The following is an 18,137-nucleotide window of genomic DNA, read 5'->3' as shown; positions in this document are numbered from 1 at the left end:
CCGCGCCCCACCCTAATCATTATGGCTTATTTGATCGGTGTGGACGTGCCGTTGGCATGCCACTCGAACACGCCGAACTCGAAGCCTTTCAGATCGCCCTTGTCATCCCAGCTCAGCGGCCCCATCACGGTCTCCACCGGCTTGCCGGTTTTCAGATCCTTGACGATGTCCGCCGGTTCCTGGCTGCCGCTGCGCGCCATGCCGGTGGTCAGCGACTGCAGCGCGGCATAGGTAGTCCAGACGAACGGGCCGGTCGGATCCAGCTTCTTGGCTTTCAACGCATCGACGATCGGCTGGTTGGCAGGCACCTGATCGTAGCGTTTCGGCAACGTCACCAGCATGCCTTCCGAAGCGGCTCCGGCGATGTTGGACAGCGAGGAGTTGCCCACGCCTTCCGGCCCCATGAAGCGGGTGGTCAACCCGGCCTGCTTGGCCTGACGCAGGATCTGGCCCATTTCCGGGTAGTAACCGCCGAAGTACACGAAGTCGATATTTTCTTTCTTCAGGCGCGCCACCAGGGTGGAGAAGTCTTTGTCGCCGGCGGTGATGCCTTCGAACATCGCCACTTCGGTGCCCTGTTTTTTCAGGCTGTCGCGCACCGAGCGCGCCAGGCCTTCGCCGTATTGCTGCTTGTCGTGCACCACGGCGATGCGCTTCGGCTTGATGTCGCTGAGGATATATTTGGCGGCGGTCGGGCCCTGATCCGAGTCCAGGCCGGTGGTGCGCATGATCATCTTGTAGCCGCGGGTGGTCAGATCGGCGTTGGTGGCCGCCGGGGTAATCATGATCACGCCTTCGTCTTCATAGATATCGGACGCCGGCTGGGTGGACGAGGAGCACAGGTGGCCGATCACGTAGCGAATGCCGTCGTTGATCACCTTGTTGGCGACCGCAACCGCCTGTTTCGGGTCGCAGGCGTCGTCGTATTCCACGCCGACCAGCTTGTCGCCCTTGATGCCGCCCTTGGCGTTGATGTCGGCAATCGCCTGGCGCGCGCCGGTAAACTCCATGTCGCCATACTGCGCGACCGGGCCGGACATCGCCCCGACGATAGCCACCTTGATGTCTTTCGCCATGGCCGTCTGGCTCATGGCCATCGCAATACAACCCGCCAGCAGTGCCTTACCTGTTGTTAATTTCATCCGCAAATCCCCATCTGTCGTTGTGAACGTACCTGTTGTGTTTGCCTGCGCCCGATCGTTATTGACTGCTTTTGTTATAAGTAATAATGATTTAGGCGTTTTGTCGGCATTATTTTCTAATAAGACTTTATTTTTCATGCCATTAAACAGGAATTTTCTTCTGCAAATCAACTTCATCCGGCAGAAACAAGCGGTGTAAACAGGATAAAATTCGAATTAAATCTGCGCTCTTTACCTTGAGGCGTAGTGCGTTGTGCTGGTTAACAATCCGTTTACTAACTATTTACTCGGAAAATGCCCCGTGCAAAAAACATATTGCACAGTAATCGTACAGAAAAACTTACACAACGCTCTGCACAAGATCTATTACACTGTCGGCATCATTTAGCTGCGCGGAAATTCTGCATGAAACTGACCATCGAGCGCCTGACCGCGCTGTCCCCGCAAGACCTTATCGACCTCGGTAAAATTTGGCCGCACCAGCAGCCGGAACAGTGGCAGCGCTGGCTGAGCGACGACAAGGCGCTGTTCGCCGCCCGCTTCAACGAGCGGCTGCTGGGGGCGGTGAAAATCGCGCTGCAGGACGACCGCGCCGAGCTGCAGGACCTGCTGGTACGCGAAGTGACGCGCCGCCGCGGCGTCGGTCTTTATCTGGTGCAGGATGCGCAGCGTCAGCTGCCGCAGGTCGCCCACTGGCAGCTGTCGACCGCAGGCCTGGCACCGCGCGAACGTGGGGAAGTCGATAACTTCATGCGCGCCTGCGGCTTCGCACCGCAGGGCGATCTCTGGCAAAAATGAAACGCCGGCTGGCAGCGCTGATCTTGATTGCGCTGGGGCTGGCGGCCGCGCTCCTCGGGCGCCAGCAGGCGCTGCGCCTGGCCGCAGGCTGGGATCAGCAGGTTTATGTCTGGCAGCGGGTCTGGACGCCGCAGCACGCCGATGCGCTGGCGCACAGCCGCGATCTGTTCGGTGGGCTGCGCGTGCTGGCGCTGCAGGTGCATCCGCGCGAGGGCTGGCGGGAGATCCCGGCCGATCTCAGCTTGCTGAGGCAGGACGGCCGCCCGCTCTGGCTGGTGGCCCGCCTCGACGGCCAACTGCCGCAGCTGGACCAAGAAGCCATTATCCAGCGGCTGCTGGCGCTCACCCAGCGCTGGCAGGCGGCCGGGCTGCCCGTCACCGGCGTCGAGATCGATCATGACGCCGCCACCGCCCGCCTGCCGAGCTACCAACGCTTTCTGCAGCAGCTACGCCAACGGCTGCCCGCCACTTTGCAACTCGGCATCACCGCCCTGCCGGCCTGGATCGGCTCACCCGACCTGCCCGGCGTACTGCAACAGGCCGACAGCTCCGTCCTGCAGGTGCATGCCGTGCTCTCGCCGCAGCAGGGGCTGTTTGACGGCCCCTTGGCGCTGCGCTGGGTGCGGCAGTACGCCGCCGTCACACCGAAGCCCTTTCGCATCGCGCTGCCGGCCTATGGCATGGCGCTGCTGGGGTTTGATGCGCAGGGTGCGCAGGTGGAGAGCGAATCCTCGCTGCGCGTGGCGGGCAACGGCCGCGAGCTGGCGGTCGCACCGCAGCAGATCGCCGATTTTCTGCAGACGCTGGCGCAGCAAACGCCGCCCCGACTGCGCGGCATTATCTGGTTCCGCTTGCCGCTGACGGACGATCGACGCGCCTGGTCGCTCGCCACGCTGCGAGCGGTGATCGAACGGCAGCCGCTGAACGTCGACTGGCAGGTAAAATTTAGGCCTCAGCCACAGCAAAACGGGCTGTATGATCTGATAATTCATAACAACGGGCCGGTGGACGCCCCGCTGCCGCAAGAGGTGGTCATCCGCGCCGACGATTGCCTGGCCGCGGACGCGGTCGGCAACTACCGGCTGGAATCCGCACCGCAACGGCAACGCTTTATCCGCATCAGCGGCGACCAACTGCGCGCCGGGCAATCCCGGCCGCTGGGCTGGCTGCGCTGCCAACAACTGACGCCAGGAGGCACCCTTGTCACACCTTGATTCGCGCGCGGCACGGAACACCCGCCGCCTTCTTCCGCTGGCCATGCTGATCGGTGCCGCGCTGACGCTGCCGCTGAACGGCTATGCCTGCGGCCCGGATTTCCCTAACCGGCTGCTGATCGACCGCAACGGTACTCTGCTGTATATGCCGGAGGGCAATTTCGCCTTCGAAGCCGGCCGGCTGGTGCCGACGGATAAACAGTTGCCGCACTGGCAAGCCCCGCCGCCGCCGATGCCGCCGAAACCGATGCCGCAATCGCCGGAAACGGTGGCGATCGGTAAAATGCGCGCCGCCAAAACGGTGGAAGAAGCTGACGCCGTCAATACGCAGGGATTGTCCAACGCCGCGCGTCTCTATCAACTGGGCGCCGTCGCTTTCGCCAGCCACGATCCGCGCGCCACAGACTATTTCCAGCAGGTGCTGAAGCTCCCGGCCGCCGAGCAGGGTGACTGGGGGCTGCGGGCGCAGTATTCGCTTGGGCGGGTATTGATGGCTGACCACGGTACGCCGGTGAATGAATCGGGTGAAGCGGCTCCCGCCGCCGAGCATCCGCCTAAAGCCGAACTTGAACAGGCGCTGGCGGCGTTCCAGCAGGTGATCGATCGGGTGAAAAGCGGCGCCGCCGATCCCGATCAGCTGGCGCTGAGCAGCCTCGGGCAGCAGGCGCGCATCCATCTGTGGCTGGGTGACGTCGCCCCCGCCGCCCACCTGTACGCGCAACAGGCGGCGCAGGGCGATCCGAGCGGCGGGCAGTCGCTGCAGTACGTCTCCAGCTTCCTGGTCAATCCCGACCATCTTGAAACGCTGAAGCAGGTTATCGGCGATCCCTTAATCCAACAGCTGGTGACCATTGAACTGTTCGCCCGCAGCGGCAACCTGCAAATGGCGGATACCGACGGCAACGGCCGCTCCGCACAGATCATCAGCCAGATCCTGACGCTGCTGGACGGCACGGTGAAAAGCGGCTTCGCCGGCAGCGATCGGCTGGCGGCATTGGCCTACCGTTCCGGGCAGTACCCGATGGCGGCAAGCCTGCTGAAAAACGCCGGCGACAGCGGCCTGGCATGGTGGCTGCGCGCCAAAATGGCGCTGCGCGAGGGTGACGTGAAAGCCGCCACCGCCGCCTACGCCAAGGCGGCAAGCGCGTTCCCCGCCGACGAAAGCTGGGGCGAACAGCGCAACGCCGACTTTGTCGCGGAAACCATCGTCCCCGAGTGCCGGGTGGCCGGTGAACAGGCCATCCTGGCGCTGAACCGCGGCGATTATCTGCAGGCGATGGACCTGCTGTATCGCGGCAAGGCGATCTACTGGGCCGACGTGGCCGATGTGGCAGAGCGGGTGCTGACCGTCGATGAGTTGAAAGGCTTTGTCGATAAGCACGCCCCGGCGCCGACGACGCCGCTCAAACCGGTTAACCCGGACGACTACGGTGACGGCCAGCAAATCACGCCGGAAGTGCAGCTGCGCGAACTGCTGGCGCGACGGCTGATGCGCGCTGGGCGGGCCGTGGAAGCGCAAGCCTATTTCGATATCCCCAACTACCGGCAAGCGGCGCAGCAGTACGCCGATGAGTTGAAGGCCGCCCAGGATAAATCCGCCGCGCCGCTGACGCGCGCGCAGGCTTACTATCGCGCCGCCAACCTGCTGCGCGCCCAGGGGCTGGAGTTTACCGGCTATGAGATGACACCGGACTACGCCATCTATGGCGCCGGCTATTCCTATCTGGGGGATGCGTTCGATACTCGCGAGTTGAAGCATAAAAGCTGGATCGACAGCGCAGAAGCGGCGCGCGCCAAGGCGGCGCTGCCGGCGCAGGACAACCGTTTCCTGCACTATCGTTGGCAGGCGGTGGGGTTGGCGCAACAGGCGGCCGATCTGCTGCCGCCGAAAAGCCAGGCCTACGCCGCCGTGCTGTGTAACGCCGCCAGTTGGGTTATCAAGCGCGACGCCAAGACCGGCCGGGCGCTTTATCAGCGCTACATCAACACCGGCACCCGCTACCCGTGGGCGGCGAAATTCGGCTACGACTGCCCGGCGCCGGACTTCGCCGCCGTGGTGCCATAACGCCGAATTTCAGGCATGAAAAAGCCCGGCAAGCCGGGCTTTTTTTTCGAATATCGCATCGACTCAGGCTTCGATCGCCATTTTCAATTTCTTCATGGCATTCTTTTCCAGCTGGCGCACGCGCTCAGCGGAAACGCCGTACTGATCGGCCAACTCCTGCAGCGTCGACTTGTTGTCGTCGTCCAGCCAACGGGCGCGGATGATATGCTGGCTGCGCTCGTCCAGACCTTCCAGCGCATAGGCCAGTTTGTCTGCGGCGTTGCTTTCCCAGTTATCTTCCTCGATGCCTTCGGCGAAGTCCGAGCTCTTGTCCTGCAGGTACAGCACCGGCGCCATCGACTGGCCATCGCGAGCCTCGTCGTCCGGAGTCGGATCGAACGTCATGTCCTGCGCCGCCATGCGAGATTCCATCTCGCGCACGTCTTTGCTGGTTACGCCCAGCTCGCGGGCCACCAGCTCCACTTCGTCCTGGTTGAACCAGCCCAAACGCTGTTTGGTTTTGCGCAGGTTAAAGAACAGCTTACGCTGCGCTTTGGTGGTCGCCACTTTCACGATGCGCCAGTTGCGCAATACGTACTCGTGGATTTCCGCCTTAATCCAATGCACCGCAAAGGAAACCAGACGCACGCCGACTTCAGGGTTGAAGCGGCGAACGGCTTTCATCAGGCCGATATTGCCTTCCTGAATCAGGTCCGCCTGTGGCAGACCATAGCCTGAATAGTTGCGGGCAATATGAGCGACAAAGCGCAGGTGAGACAGGATGAGCTGCTTAGCGGCATCCAGATCGCCCTGATAATGCAGCCGTTCAGCCAGCTCCCGCTCTTCCTCTGCCGTCAGCATCGGATAGGCGTTGGCTGCCCGGATATAGGCTTCCAAGCTACCTTGGGGTACTAAGGCTAAAGTTTGCATTTCTTTGGTCATTCAAACCCTCTCTATGAGAATACAAAATCATGCAGGTGATTATTACAGCGGGGAAATGATTGATTCTACGGCAGTTGCTGAAGCAAAAGCGGTTCCACACGCCGGGCACCTTAACATTTGCTGCAATTTTTGACCGTACTCCGCCCTAAAAGTTCACCCTTTTTCGCAAGCATTGTTGCTGACAATACGTGACGAGGGTGCAGGCCGATAGGGAATTTGTGCGCTAAGAAGAGAGGGATGGTGCTGACTTCGCTTGAGGTCACTCTTCTCCCGCAACGCGATCAAAAGCAGCAGGAGAAGAGTATACCAAAAAAATCTTACTGTGGTGTAAATCGGCGTAAATGTTGCACCGTCGCCAGCCAGGCGGCGATCCAGCCGATCATCGCGGAGATGATCAGCAGCAGCAGCGCCTCATCCCAGCCCAGCCCGTGCAGGGTGAAGGTGGTGCCGAATACCTTGGCTACCCCGGCGACTACCGACTCCAGCTGCCACACCAGCGCACCGGACAGCACCAGCGACAGCAGCGCGCCGGCAAAGCCCAGCATCGCCCCGCCGTTGAGGAACGGCCGCAGAATAAAGCCGTCGGTGGCACCGATCAGCTTCATCACGTTAATGGTGTCGCGACGGCTGAAGATGCTCAGACGCACACTGTTGCCGATCACCAGGAACACCGCCACGATCATCAGCACGCCGATGATCGCCGCGATCTGGCCCGCCAGCCCGGTCAGTGCCGCCAGGCGGGCAAACCAGCTGTCATCCATACGCACTTCTTCCACGCCCTGCACCGCCGCCACGCGATCGCGCAGGGTGTTGAGGGTATCCGAACTCTGGAAGCTCATCTTCGGCGTGACGATGGCCACCGCCGGCAGCGGGTTCTCTTCCAGCATGTCCAACGCGCCACCAAAGCCCGACCAGTTGCGGAACTCCCCGCGCGCTTCTTCACGCGACAGGTAATTCACCTTCTCCACGCCGGCTTCCGCCTTGATGGCGTCGAGCACTTTCAGCGCCGCGTCGTCATCGAGCGATTTATCCAGGTAGACCGTCAGCTGCGGCGTCGGATACCACTGGCTGGCCGCGGTGCTGACGTTTTTCCACACGATGTAGCACACGCTCGGCAGCGTCAGGGAGATGGCGATCACCATCACCGTCAACAGCGTCGCCAACGGCTGGCGCAGCATGTCTTTGATGGCGTTCATCCAGGCGTAACGCCACTGTTCGCGCCAGCCGCCGCGCAGCGCCTTGCTCTTGGCGGTTTTTGCGTTATTGGCCATGGTGAGCGCCCCCTTGCATGCGGCCCTGGCTCAGCGTCAGGATGCGGTAATTGCGACGGGCGATAAGCCCGGTGTCGTGCGTCGCCATTAATACAGTGACGCCGACGCGGTTGAATTCTTCAAACAGGCGCAAAATGCCTTCCGACAGCGCGTCGTCCAGGTTACCGGTCGGTTCATCCGCCAGCAGCACCGCCGGCTTGTTCACCACCGCACGGGCAATGCCCACGCGCTGCTGCTCGCCGCCGGACAGCTGAATCGGGAAGTTCTTCGCTTTATCCAGCAAACCGACCTTGTCCAGCGCGGCGGAAACGCGGCGGCGGATGTCTTCGGTACTGGCACCGGCGATGATCAGCGGCATCGCCACGTTGTCATACACCGTGCGATCCAGCAGCAGGTGGTGATCCTGGAAGATCATGCCGATCTGCCGACGCAGGAACGGCACCTCGCGGTTTTTCAAACGACTGATGTCGTGGCCGCCAAACCAGATGTGGCCGGCGCTGGGCCGTTCTATACCGCAAATCAGTTTCAGCAGGGTACTTTTCCCCGCGCCGGAATGGCCGGTCAGAAACGCCATCTCCGCCGGGCGCAGATGGAAATCGACCCCCTGCAGCGCTTGCCGTCCGCCCAGATAAGCTTTACTGACCTGTTCAAAGCGAATCATCCGTATTAATCCTCTCGGGCAAAAAGTGCCTCAATAAAATCGTCAGCCTTAAACGGCCGCAAATCTTCGATGCCTTCCCCGACGCCGATATAGCGAATCGGGATACCGAACTGATCGGCGATGGCGAAGATCACCCCGCCCTTGGCGGTACCGTCCAGTTTAGTCAGCGTGATGCCGGTTAAGCCCACGGCCTCATTAAATAATTTCGCCTGACTGACCGCATTCTGGCCGGTGCTGGCATCGAGCGTCAGCATAACCTCATGGGGGGCCTGGTCGTCCAGTTTTTTCATGACGCGGACGATCTTCTTCAGCTCTTCCATCAGGTGCGATTTGTTCTGCAGACGTCCGGCGGTATCGGCGATCAACACGTCGACGCCGCGCGCCTTGGCGGCCTGCACCGCATCGAAGATCACCGATGCGGAATCCGCGCCGGTATGCTGCGCCACCACCGGGATGCGGTTACGTTCGCCCCACACCTGCAGCTGCTCCACCGCCGCGGCGCGGAAAGTATCCCCCGCCGCCAGCATCACCGACTTGCCTTCCGCCTGGAACTGACGCGCCAGCTTACCGATGGTGGTGGTTTTACCCACGCCGTTCACGCCGACCATCAGGATGACATACGGGGTTTTCCCGCTGACATCCAGCGGCTGATCGACCTTGGCCAGAATTTCGGACATTTCCTCCTTCAGCTTGCCGTACAGCGCTTCGGCGTCTTTCAGCTGCTTGCGGCTGGCGTGCTGGGTCAGGGAGGTGATGATCTTGCGCGTGGTATCCACGCCGACATCGGCGATCAGCAGCTGTTCTTCCAACTCGTCGAACAGGTCGTCGTCGATCTTTTTACCGCGGAACAGCCCCATAAAGCCGGAGCCAAGGTTTTGCTTGGTCTTCAGCAGGCTGCGTTTCAGGCGAGCAAAGAAGCCCTCTTTGGTCGGGCGCTCCTGCTCTTGCGCAGCGGCCGGCGCTACAGGTTCAAGCGGCTTTTCTTCTTCCGGTTCCGGTTCGACAACCGGCTCAGGTTCAACGACCGGCTCTGGCTCAACAACTGGCTCTGGCTCAACGACCGGCTCAGATTCGACAACCGGCTCAGGTTCAACGACCGGCTCGGGTTCAACGACCGACTCGGGTTCGACAACCGGCTCGGGCTCAACGACCGGCTCGGGTTCAACGACCGACTCGGGTTCGACAACCGGCTCGGGCTCAACGACCGGCTCGGGTTCGACAACCGGCTCGGGTTCGACGACCGGCTCAGGCTCAACGACCGGCTCGGGTTCGGCAACCGGCTCGGGTTCGACGACCGGCTGCTGTTGCGCCACCACCTGCTCGGTGACGCTGACGATCTCTTCGGCCAACGCGTGCGGCGCCGCCGGATGTTCAGCCGCCGCCGGCAGGTTTTCCGCGATGGGTTCGCCGGCCTGACCGTTATCCCACTCTCCCGGGGTGTCGACGGAGGCGGCAGGTTCAGATTCCTGGGCGGGGAGCTTGTCATCCAGCTTGGCGGCGGCCGGTTCAGCCGGCGTCTCCGCAGCCTGAGGCTCCGCCTGCTCTACCGGCTGCTCAGGTTGCTGTTGCTCTTCTTCCTTTTCCTTCTGGCCAAAGCCCAGCCAGGAGAAAAACCCACGTTTCTTATCTTTTGCCATGTTATGACTCTACTCCGTACCGAAGGCTCGCTTACCCTACATACCTGAAGGATATATGCTGACAATAATCCGCCGAGTCTATCACTTTCCCTCGCGCAGCAACACGCATCCGGCATGCTTTCCGGTGTGAAATCAGACAACAAAGTTTTACCGTTCCCCCCGACGCCCGTCACCGGTAGAATAGGGACAACTTTTCGTTAACCTCTGCGGCCCCGCGCCGTAAAAGAAATCAAACAACGCTTATGACAAGACTCTCGCCACGGGCGGCGGCCAAAAAACCGCCCCAGGCCGCAGCCGGACAGATCCGCATCATCGGCGGCCAATGGCGCGGTCGCAAGCTTCCGGTGCCGAACAGCCCGGGGCTGCGCCCCACCACCGATCGGGTGCGTGAAACCCTGTTCAACTGGCTGGCGCCGGTGATTCAGGGCGCGCGCTGTCTGGACTGTTTCGCCGGCAGCGGCGCATTAGGGCTGGAAGCGCTGTCGCGCTACGCCGGCAGCGCCACGCTGCTGGAATTCGAACGGCCGGTGGCGCAGCAGCTGGAAAAAAATCTGGCGCTGCTGCAGGGCAAAGGGGTGGTTATCAACACCAACGCGCTGAGCTGGCTGGCGGGCGAGGGCCAACCGTTCGACGTGGTGTTCCTCGATCCGCCGTTTCGCAAAGGCCTGCTGTCGGAGACCGCCTTGCTGCTGGAGCAGCGAGGCTGGCTGGCCGACGAGGCCTGGATCTATGTAGAAGCCGAGGTGGAAAACGCCGCGGCGGACGTGCCTGCCAGTTGGCAGCTGCACCGGGAGAAGGTCGCCGGCCAGGTGGCTTATCGCCTTTATATTCGTTCGCAAGAGAAAACCGACCATGCTGATTAATCTGGGCCGCCTGCTGATGCTGTGCGTATGGGGCTTCCTGCTCTCTAACCTGTTCCACCCGTTTCCCAAGCCGCTGAAGTATTTCATCGACGTGGCGCTGTTCTTTATGGTGGTGATGCACGGCCTGCAGCTGGTGCTGTTGAAATCCACCCAGCCGAAGGATCAGCCAATCAGCTACTGGCAAGAAGCCAAGATCTTTATCTTTGGCGTGTTCGAGCTGTTGGCCTGGCAGAAGAAACAGCCACCCATCAAGAAAAAGTGACCGCTACGGCTGAACGGTGAAAGAAACGAAGCGCGTGCCCTGCATGTTCAACGTGCCCTGCGCGCCTTTTTCTATCGGGTTGTATTGCCACTGTTTCAGCCGCAGCTGGATATCTTCACCGCCCTGGTTCGGGCTGAACACCACCTCGTAATACATCGGCTCATTGACCAGCGGTTCGCGCTGCGGCGCACGGGTCTTGGCGACCGGGAAGCTGCGCTTGTCGCTCACCGTCACCTGCAGACTGCGCATCGGCGCACGATCGTTTTCCGCCTCCTGCTGGCGCTGTTTGAAATAGCGTTGCGTGGCCAGCACGGCAATCAACGCAATCACGGCGACAAAAAACAACGGTGGCTTGCTCATCGGTTTCCCATTTCCTTCACGGCCAAATCGGCGTAAACATAGCATTCTCAAGAAAGCATTGTCGATCGTCGGCAGGCTACCTACACTGAAATGAAGAAGTGACATTGGTGACAGTTTGGAGCCGGTTATTGCGGCTCCCTCATGCATAAGGAAGACATAAATGAGTTGGCCGTTCCTTGCCGTATTCTTTTCCGGTTGGCTGTTCGTCGACGCCTCTTACCGTGGCCCGCGCTGGCAGCGCTGGGTGTTCAAACCCGTCACGCTGCTGCTGCTGTTGCTGTTGGCCTGGCAGGCGCCGGTGCTCGGCGCAGCAGGTTATCTGATCGTGCTCGGCCTGCTGGCGACGCTGATCGGTGACGCGCTGCTCCTGCTGCCGCGCGAGCGGGTGCTGTACGCCATCGGCACCTTTTTCCTGTCCCACCTGCTGTATACCCTGAGCTTCGCCAGCCAGATGACGTTCAGTCTGTTCTGGCCGCTGCCGCTGGCGCTGCTGGCGATCGGCGCGTTGCTGCTGGCCACCCTTTGGACCCGGCTGGAAGAGATGCGTTGGCCGATCGCCACCTACGTGGCGATGACGCTGCTAATGGTCTGGCTGGCGGGCGAGCAATATTTCCTGCGCAGTACCGATTTCGGCTTCTCGTTGCTGACCGGCACCTCGCTGCTGCTGCTGGCCAACGTGGTTTGGCTGCTCAACCGCTACCGTTTCACCTTCCGCGCGGCGGACGCCATCGTGGCCTTCTGTTACTTCTCCGGCCACTTCCTGATCGTGCGTTCGCTCTACCTGTAACTCTCTGCCACGGGTTCGGTGCGCCGAACCCGTTTCTTCATTAAGCCAGCGCTTTCAACGTCAGGGCATCGTCGGCGCCCAGCTGATTGCGATACAGATCGCCGTCGCGCGAGAAGAAGGCCAGGGTGCTGCCATCCGCCCGCAGCAGCGCGATGCCGTCCGGCGCCGGGCGCCAGCCCACGACTTCCGCCGCAAACACGCTTTGCAGACACCGTTGCCGATCCACCAGCTGATAGCCGTTGGTCTCGCTTTGCTCATTCGCCAGAAACTCGATTTGGCATTGGCGTTCGCTATCGGCCACCTGCCATTGCCCCGCCAGCGACTGCGCGGTCGGCAACGCCAGGCTGCCGGCCATGACCGCACTTGTCATCATCATGCCGCCCGCCGCCAAAGCGGTGCGCGTTAAAGTACCTTTCATACCGGGCTCCCGCATTACGCCCGGCCGAGACTGCGCCGGGCGTTCCGTTGCTGCGTTACACGATAAAGTCAGTGGCGACGTCTACCTGGCCGACGATTTTCACCAGGAAGTCCGGCGCCTGATGGCCACCAATGTTCACCGACAAATCGGTCACGTTGTTGGAAGCGTTGTAGCTGAGCAGCGCTTCGCCGGCCGCGCCGCTGAAGTGATCGACGAAGTGAATGAAATCGCTGCTCTGCGCTTCTTTATTGAAGAACGACAGGTCAATTTTGTCGATCCCCTTCTGGAAGTCGCGGATCCAGTCTGAAGCGCCCGGTGCGGAATCGCTGGCGGCAGAGAACACGAAGATGTCTTTGCCGGCACCGCCCCACAGCTCATCCGCCCCGCCGCCGCCGAACAGCACGTCGTTACCTGCGCCGCCTTTCAGCACGTTGTTGGCCGCGTTACCGACGATCACGTCGTTGCCGGAACCGCCGATAGCGTTCTCGATGGTCACCCCGGCGGCGATCGAGACGTTGCCCTTCAGGCCACCCACGTCGGAGAACGATTTCTCGTTCAGGTTGATGCGCTGGTTCGCGGTGTAACCGGAGAAATCGAAGGTATCGTTACCGCCCGCATCCCAGGCTGCAAAGATCACTTTCTGCGAGTTGCTGGTCGTGCTGAGGAAATCGCGACCGGTGTTGGAGTTAAAACCGTACACGGTGTCGCCGGTGCGGGTCGACAGATTGGCGCCATAGAGATGCTGAATGGCGGCAATGTCATCCAGCAGCGGAGCCGCGGCATAGTGGCCGCCGTTGTCGCCACCGGTGTTGGTTTCACTCCAGTAGCTCATCAGGCTGAACTGGCGGGTATCCTCCGCATAGGTGACGTCGCGATAGGTCGGGTTACCCTCACCGGCGTTGTAGTCGCCCGGGTGGCTCAGGCCCAACGCATGGCCAATCTCATGGGTGAACGTCTGACGGCCGTAGTCTTCGGTCGCCGGATGCTTCACGTTGGATTGGTTGACGTTGTACCAGGTCTGGCCGCCCAGATCCTGGCCCTGCCAAATGGTGTTCGGCAGGAAGGCGTAGGCCTGGGTGCCGTAATCATAGTGGCCTGGGCGATCCTGGCTGTAGTTGCCGAAGGTGATGTTGGCCTTTTGACCGGCCGCCACTTCAGTGAAAGTGATATTGGCGACGTCGGCCCAGGACTGTAGCGACAGCTTAGCCTGCTGTTGCTGTTCCGCGCTGAACTTGCTCAGCCCGGTGTCGCCGGCGACGTTGGTGGAAGAGAACTTATAGTCCGGGAAGGAGAAGGTTAATTTAACCGGCTGGCCAAATACCTTGTAACCGTTCCAGGTTTGATTCTCGCGGGTAATAAACAGCCCAGCTTGCTCGTTAGAAAATGAATCCTTGCCATTAATCTGAATCCCGTTACCCCGCTCATGATAATGCAGCAGGTCGTCTACAGCATCGTAGCCGGTTGTTGCGGCTGCAAGGCTGGATTCAGTAATTTCAATTGCCTTTTTAGTAGATTGCATTGGTTCGATTCCACTCATTACCTGATTGATATCAATCAGACAGATAGACATAACCTCCCCGTAAGCCACGGTTAATGAACCTTAAGCTTGCTGGAAGGGGCTTATGCGCCGTTACCGGCAGTGTGTTAGGTAGAATTAATGCATATATATCAGCAAATAAGATCGCCATTAAAAATGGTAATCGATTCCAATTATAGGCAGGGCCGCAAAACTGCACATAAAATAATCAACCATTTATTATCGCAACGAAAGTTTGTTATGCTGCTTTTTAGGATTATTTACAAAACAAATGAAACTTGATGAGGATAAGTTGGCACCAAACTTCAATAGTAATGCGGCCTGCAGACTCAAGCGAATCATGCTGGCTTCGCACAGGGAAAAGGGTAAATTTTGCTAAAGCGTTATAGATTAATAACTCTTTATTATTAGGTCGCGCGATTTTTTAGTTTCTATAGGAATATTATTTTCTTATTTAAACTAACGGCGGCGAGCCTTTTCATCCCAATAGAGGATAAGAAAAGCCGATAGATTAAAATTCGCATTATTCATTATTGAATGAATACCCCTTTATAGGCTCGAACGCCGTTAGCAATAATTCTCATCCGGCGCTTGACTCTGGAGTTGACTCCAGGGTGTAGAGTCAGCTGAGCAAACCCGTTTAACAGCCCGAAGGGGGACGTTATGCACAATCAGCAAAACCATAATCATCAGGAACATCACCACGCCGAAGGCGGATGCGGCTGCAACCACAGCCACAGCAAAACTCAACATGGCTGCAGCAGCGAGCCGAAAAACGCCGCCGCACAGGCCGAACACGCCCACCACCATCACGATCATGGCGATAGCGGCAGCTGCACCGCCGCACCCGACGATCCGGACGAGGAAAGCGACAGGCTGGCCGCCGCTCCCCCTTCCGGTAGCCAACGTTTCAGCTGGAAAGTCACCGGCATGGACTGCCCCAGCTGCGCCAAGAAAATCGAAAATGCCGTCATTTCACTCCCCGGCGTCGACAGCGTGCGCGTGCTGTTCGCCACCGAAAAACTGGTGGTCGACGCACAGTCCGACATCAGCCTGCGGATCCAGGACGCGGTCGCCCAAGCCGGCTTTACCCTGCTCGGCACCCAGACCGCCAAAGCCCCCGCGCCGAAAACCTCACGCTTCGGCGAATTCGCACCGCTGCTGCTGTTAACCACCCTGATGATCGTCAGCTGGGTGCTGGATCGGGTTAACCCGGAGCTGGGCCGCATCGCCTTTATCGCCACCACGCTGGTCGGATTGGCGCCGGTCGCCACCAAGGCGCTGCGTCTGATTCGTTCCGGCACGCCGTTCGCCATCGAAACGCTGATGAGCGTGGCGGCCATCGGCGCGCTGTTCATCGGCGCCACCGCCGAGGCGGCGATGGTGCTGCTGCTGTTTATGGTCGGTGAGCTGCTGGAATCCTACGCCGCCAACCGCGCACGGCGCGGGGTGACGGCGCTGATGGAGCTGGTGCCGGAAGATGCGCTGCTGCTGCAAGGTGCGGAGCGCAAACGCGTGCCGGTCGCCAGCCTGCGTCCGGGCGATGTGATTGAAATCGCGCCCGGCGGGCGCCTGCCGGCCGACGCCGAGCTGCTCAATCCGTTCGCCAGCTTCGACGAAAGCGCCCTGACCGGCGAGTCGGTGCCGGTCGAGCGCCAACAGGGTGAGAAAGTGGCCGCCGGCAGCCTGTCCGTCGATCAGGCGGCGCAGATGAAGGTGATCTCCGAGCCCGGCAAAAACGCCATCGACCGCATTTTGCAGCTGATTGAAGAGGCCGAAGAGCGCCGCGCGCCGATCGAACGCTTCCTCGATCGGTTCAGCCGTTATTACACCCCGGCCATTATGCTGCTGGCCGTCGCGGTGATCCTGCTGCCGCCGCTGCTGTTCTCGCAGCCGTGGGATACCTGGATCTATCGCGGCCTGACGCTGCTGCTGATCGGTTGCCCATGCGCATTGGTGATCTCGACTCCGGCGGCCATTACATCCGGGCTGGCAGCCGCCACGCGGCGCGGCGCGCTGATTAAAGGCGGTGCGGCGCTGGAACAGCTGGGCCAGATACAAACCATCGCCTTCGATAAAACCGGTACCCTGACCGAAGGCAAGCCGACGGTGACCGACGTGCTGCCGATCGGCGCGCTCACCGAACAGCGGCTGCTGCAGCTTGCCGCCGCGGTAGAAGCCGGTTCACATCACCCGCTGGCGCAGGCGATCATCAACCGCGCCGCCGAAAGCGGGACTGAGCTGCCGCTGGCGCAGGCGCGCCGCGCGCTGGCCGGCGTCGGCGTGGAAGGGATCGTGGACGGCAAGACCGTGCTGATCAGCGCGCCGGGCAAGCTGGCACCGGGCCAGCTCGACGCTCAATGGCAGAGCCAGGTAGACAAGCTGGAAAACGCCGGCAAAACGGCGGTGGTGGTGCTGGAAGACGGCGCGCCCATCGGCTTGCTGGCGCTGCGCGATACGCTGCGCGGCGACGCCAAACAGGCGATAGCCGAACTGAACGCGCTGGGTATTCGCGGCGTGATGCTGACCGGCGACAACCCGCGCGCCGCCGCGGCGATCGCCGGCGAGCTGGGCCTCGACTATCGTGCCGGCCTGCTGCCGGAAGATAAGGTCAGCGCGGTCACCGAACTGAGCGAACTGCGCCCGACGGCGATGATCGGCGACGGCATCAACGACGCCCCGGCGATGAAGGCCTCCAGCATCGGCATCGCCATGGGCAGCGGCACCGACGTGGCATTGGAAACCGCCGACGCCGCCCTAACCCACAACCGGCTGGTAGGCGTCGCGGAGATGATCCGCATCTCGCGCGCCACCCACGCCAATATCCGGCAGAACATCACCATCGCATTGGGGCTGAAGGGGGTCTTCCTGATCACCAGCCTGCTGGGGCTGACCGGTTTGTGGCTGGCGGTGCTGGCCGACTCCGGCGCCACCGCGCTGGTCACCGCCAACGCGCTGCGGCTGTTGAAAAAGCGCAGCTAAGTTCGGAAAGCAATACGGGCGCGGCATAGCGCGCCCGTTGTCATTTCGGGGAAAGGGACTTTTCCTTCATCAACACGACCGTGTCGCCGTTATACACCTTTACGCAGCAGATAACGGTATGGCGCCTGCTCGGTCTCCTGCGCCACCAGCGTATGCTCCATAAAGCGGCAGAACCCCGGAATATCGCGGGTGGTGGCTGGATCGTCGGCGATAATCAGCAGCGTTTCGCCGTTGTCCATATGGCGCACGGTTTTACGCACCATCATTACCGGTTCCGGGCAACGCAGGCCCAGCGCGTCGAGCGTCTGGTCTGCCTGGGCAAATAAGTCAGTCATGCAATTTTTCTCGTTCAAAAACGATCGGCGAACGCTCGCCGCATCTCATTAGCGCCTAGTTTACGCCGGTAGTTTTTCTGCGCAAGATGCGTTAACGTTTGCGTTAAATTTAACCATTGCATTGGTTGCGCAAACGCGTATCATGCCGCCGCGCAGCGTTTTTTGCTGTTTTGACAAGACACACTGGGTTCCCTCACCCCACTGCTAAAAAGGCTACAATATGTATTCGTTTACCGCACAGCAGCGCTTCACGGCGTTGGTCTGGCTTTCGCTGTTTCATATCGCCATCATTACCTCCAGCAACTACCTGGTGCAGCTGCCGATCACCGTTTTCTGCTTCCATACCACCTGGGGCGCCTTTACCTTCCCGTTTATCTTCCTCGCAACCGATCTGACCGTGCGCATTTTCGGCGCGCCGCTGGCGCGGCGGATTATCCTGGCGGTGATGGTGCCGGCGCTGTTCATCTCTTACGTGATCTCCACCGTCACCTATCAGGGAGAATGGCAGGGCTTCGCGGCGCTGGGCAGTTTTAACCTGTTCGTGGCGCGCATTGCCGTGGCCAGCTTTATGGCCTACGTACTCGGCCAGATCCTCGACGTTCACGTCTTTAACCGCCTGCGCCAGCGCAGCGCCTGGTGGGTGGCGCCGGCGGCGGCGATGTTCTTCGGCAACATCAGCGATACGCTGGCGTTCTTCTTCATCGCCTTCTACAAGAGCAGCGATCCCTTCATGGCCAATAACTGGGTGGAGATCGCGCTGGTGGATTACAGTTTCAAGGTGATGATCTGCCTACTGTTCTTCCTGCCGATGTACGGCGTGTTGCTGAACATGCTGCTCAAACGCATCGCAGCGCGCAGCGGCAGCCTGCAGCCGAGCTGAGTCG

Annotated in this window: 17 protein-coding genes; 8 read left to right on the top strand and 9 right to left on the bottom strand. The window is 60.6% G+C overall.

Annotation, left to right across the window (positions count from 1 at the left end; genetic code table 11):
* Positions 1–26 precede the first annotated feature (26 nt).
* Positions 27–1,142 (bottom strand): branched-chain amino acid ABC transporter substrate-binding protein, encoded by a 1,116-nt coding sequence (locus tag QDT79_RS05350; protein ID WP_063989055.1) that lies wholly within the window; start codon positions 1,140–1,142, stop codon positions 27–29.
* A gap of 405 nt (positions 1,143–1,547) precedes the next feature.
* Here QDT79_RS05350 and panM point away from each other — a divergent pair, with 405 nt between their 5' ends.
* The 3 genes from panM to QDT79_RS05335 are packed head-to-tail and all read left to right on the top strand — an operon-like array spanning position 1,548 to position 5,219.
* A complete protein-coding gene (panM, locus tag QDT79_RS05345) occupies positions 1,548–1,940 on the top strand; it encodes an aspartate 1-decarboxylase autocleavage activator PanM (RefSeq protein WP_063989056.1) in 393 nt (130 codons plus the stop codon).
* A complete protein-coding gene (locus tag QDT79_RS05340) occupies positions 1,937–3,154 on the top strand; it encodes a DUF3142 domain-containing protein (protein WP_308316266.1) in 1,218 nt (405 codons plus the stop codon). Before panM ends, QDT79_RS05340 begins: the two co-directional genes overlap by 4 nt.
* Before the next feature lie 43 nt (positions 3,155–3,197).
* The gene (locus tag QDT79_RS05335; protein ID WP_373275486.1) at positions 3,198–5,219 is read left to right on the top strand and encodes a hypothetical protein; all 2,022 of its coding nucleotides are present in this window, start codon (positions 3,198–3,200) and stop codon (positions 5,217–5,219) included.
* A 63-nt stretch (positions 5,220–5,282) separates the two neighbouring features.
* Here the strand turns inward: QDT79_RS05335 and rpoH are convergent, their stop codons facing one another.
* The 4 genes from rpoH to ftsY all read right to left on the bottom strand — a co-directional run bounded on the left by rpoH (position 5,283) and on the right by ftsY (position 9,709).
* Positions 5,283–6,140, bottom strand: a complete 858-nt coding sequence (gene rpoH, locus QDT79_RS05330) for an RNA polymerase sigma factor RpoH (protein ID WP_004934345.1) — start codon at positions 6,138–6,140, stop codon at positions 5,283–5,285.
* 317 nt (positions 6,141–6,457) lie between these two features.
* Positions 6,458–7,411 (bottom strand): permease-like cell division protein FtsX, encoded by a 954-nt coding sequence (gene ftsX, locus QDT79_RS05325; RefSeq protein ID WP_033636680.1) that lies wholly within the window; start codon positions 7,409–7,411, stop codon positions 6,458–6,460.
* On the bottom strand, positions 7,401–8,072 hold the full coding sequence (gene ftsE, locus QDT79_RS05320) for a cell division ATP-binding protein FtsE (protein WP_004934337.1): 672 nt from the start codon (positions 8,070–8,072) through the stop codon (positions 7,401–7,403). Before ftsE ends, ftsX begins: the two co-directional genes overlap by 11 nt.
* A gap of 5 nt (positions 8,073–8,077) precedes the next feature.
* Positions 8,078–9,709, bottom strand: coding sequence for a signal recognition particle-docking protein FtsY (gene ftsY, locus QDT79_RS05315; RefSeq protein ID WP_308316264.1), 1,632 nt, complete (start codon positions 9,707–9,709; stop codon positions 8,078–8,080).
* Between the two features lie 242 nt (positions 9,710–9,951).
* Here ftsY and rsmD point away from each other — a divergent pair, with 242 nt between their 5' ends.
* Together rsmD and QDT79_RS05305 are read left to right on the top strand one after the other, a co-directional pair.
* A complete protein-coding gene (gene rsmD, locus QDT79_RS05310) occupies positions 9,952–10,572 on the top strand; it encodes a 16S rRNA (guanine(966)-N(2))-methyltransferase (protein WP_063989060.1) in 621 nt (206 codons plus the stop codon).
* On the top strand, positions 10,562–10,834 hold the full coding sequence (locus QDT79_RS05305; protein WP_004934327.1) for a DUF1145 family protein: 273 nt from the start codon (positions 10,562–10,564) through the stop codon (positions 10,832–10,834). Before rsmD ends, QDT79_RS05305 begins: the two co-directional genes overlap by 11 nt.
* Positions 10,835–10,837: 3 nt before the next feature.
* On the opposite strand, the gene QDT79_RS05300 is transcribed toward QDT79_RS05305, so the two are convergent.
* The gene (locus QDT79_RS05300; protein ID WP_130017529.1) at positions 10,838–11,194 is read right to left on the bottom strand and encodes a DUF2500 domain-containing protein; all 357 of its coding nucleotides are present in this window, start codon (positions 11,192–11,194) and stop codon (positions 10,838–10,840) included.
* Between the two features lie 160 nt (positions 11,195–11,354).
* Between QDT79_RS05300 and QDT79_RS05295 the strand changes: the two genes are divergently transcribed.
* Complete coding sequence (locus tag QDT79_RS05295; protein WP_308316263.1) at positions 11,355–11,981, top strand: lysoplasmalogenase; 627 nt, start codon at positions 11,355–11,357, stop codon at positions 11,979–11,981.
* 40 nt (positions 11,982–12,021) lie between these two features.
* On the opposite strand, the gene QDT79_RS05290 is transcribed toward QDT79_RS05295, so the two are convergent.
* Both QDT79_RS05290 and QDT79_RS05285 read right to left on the bottom strand, forming a co-directional pair.
* Entirely contained in the window at positions 12,022–12,399 is a 378-nt protein-coding gene (locus QDT79_RS05290) for an AprI/Inh family metalloprotease inhibitor (protein ID WP_063989063.1), read from the bottom strand.
* Positions 12,400–12,454: 55 nt separating this feature from the next.
* The gene (locus QDT79_RS05285) at positions 12,455–13,918 is read right to left on the bottom strand and encodes a serralysin family metalloprotease (protein WP_063989064.1); all 1,464 of its coding nucleotides are present in this window, start codon (positions 13,916–13,918) and stop codon (positions 12,455–12,457) included.
* 681 nt (positions 13,919–14,599) lie between these two features.
* Between QDT79_RS05285 and QDT79_RS05280 the strand changes: the two genes are divergently transcribed.
* The gene (locus tag QDT79_RS05280) at positions 14,600–16,918 is read left to right on the top strand and encodes a zinc/cadmium/mercury/lead-transporting ATPase (protein ID WP_308316262.1); all 2,319 of its coding nucleotides are present in this window, start codon (positions 14,600–14,602) and stop codon (positions 16,916–16,918) included.
* Between the two features lie 89 nt (positions 16,919–17,007).
* On the opposite strand, the gene tusA is transcribed toward QDT79_RS05280, so the two are convergent.
* Entirely contained in the window at positions 17,008–17,253 is a 246-nt protein-coding gene (tusA, locus tag QDT79_RS05275; RefSeq protein WP_025304890.1) for a sulfurtransferase TusA, read from the bottom strand.
* A gap of 220 nt (positions 17,254–17,473) precedes the next feature.
* Here tusA and QDT79_RS05270 point away from each other — a divergent pair, with 220 nt between their 5' ends.
* The gene (locus QDT79_RS05270) at positions 17,474–18,133 is read left to right on the top strand and encodes a 7-cyano-7-deazaguanine/7-aminomethyl-7-deazaguanine transporter (RefSeq protein WP_308316261.1); all 660 of its coding nucleotides are present in this window, start codon (positions 17,474–17,476) and stop codon (positions 18,131–18,133) included.
* The last annotated feature ends 4 nt before the right edge of the window (positions 18,134–18,137 follow it).

This window comes from Serratia marcescens (assembly GCF_029846115.1).
Taxonomy (GTDB): domain Bacteria; phylum Pseudomonadota; class Gammaproteobacteria; order Enterobacterales; family Enterobacteriaceae; genus Serratia; species Serratia marcescens_L.
This window is presented reverse-complemented; position numbering and strand designations above follow the sequence as displayed.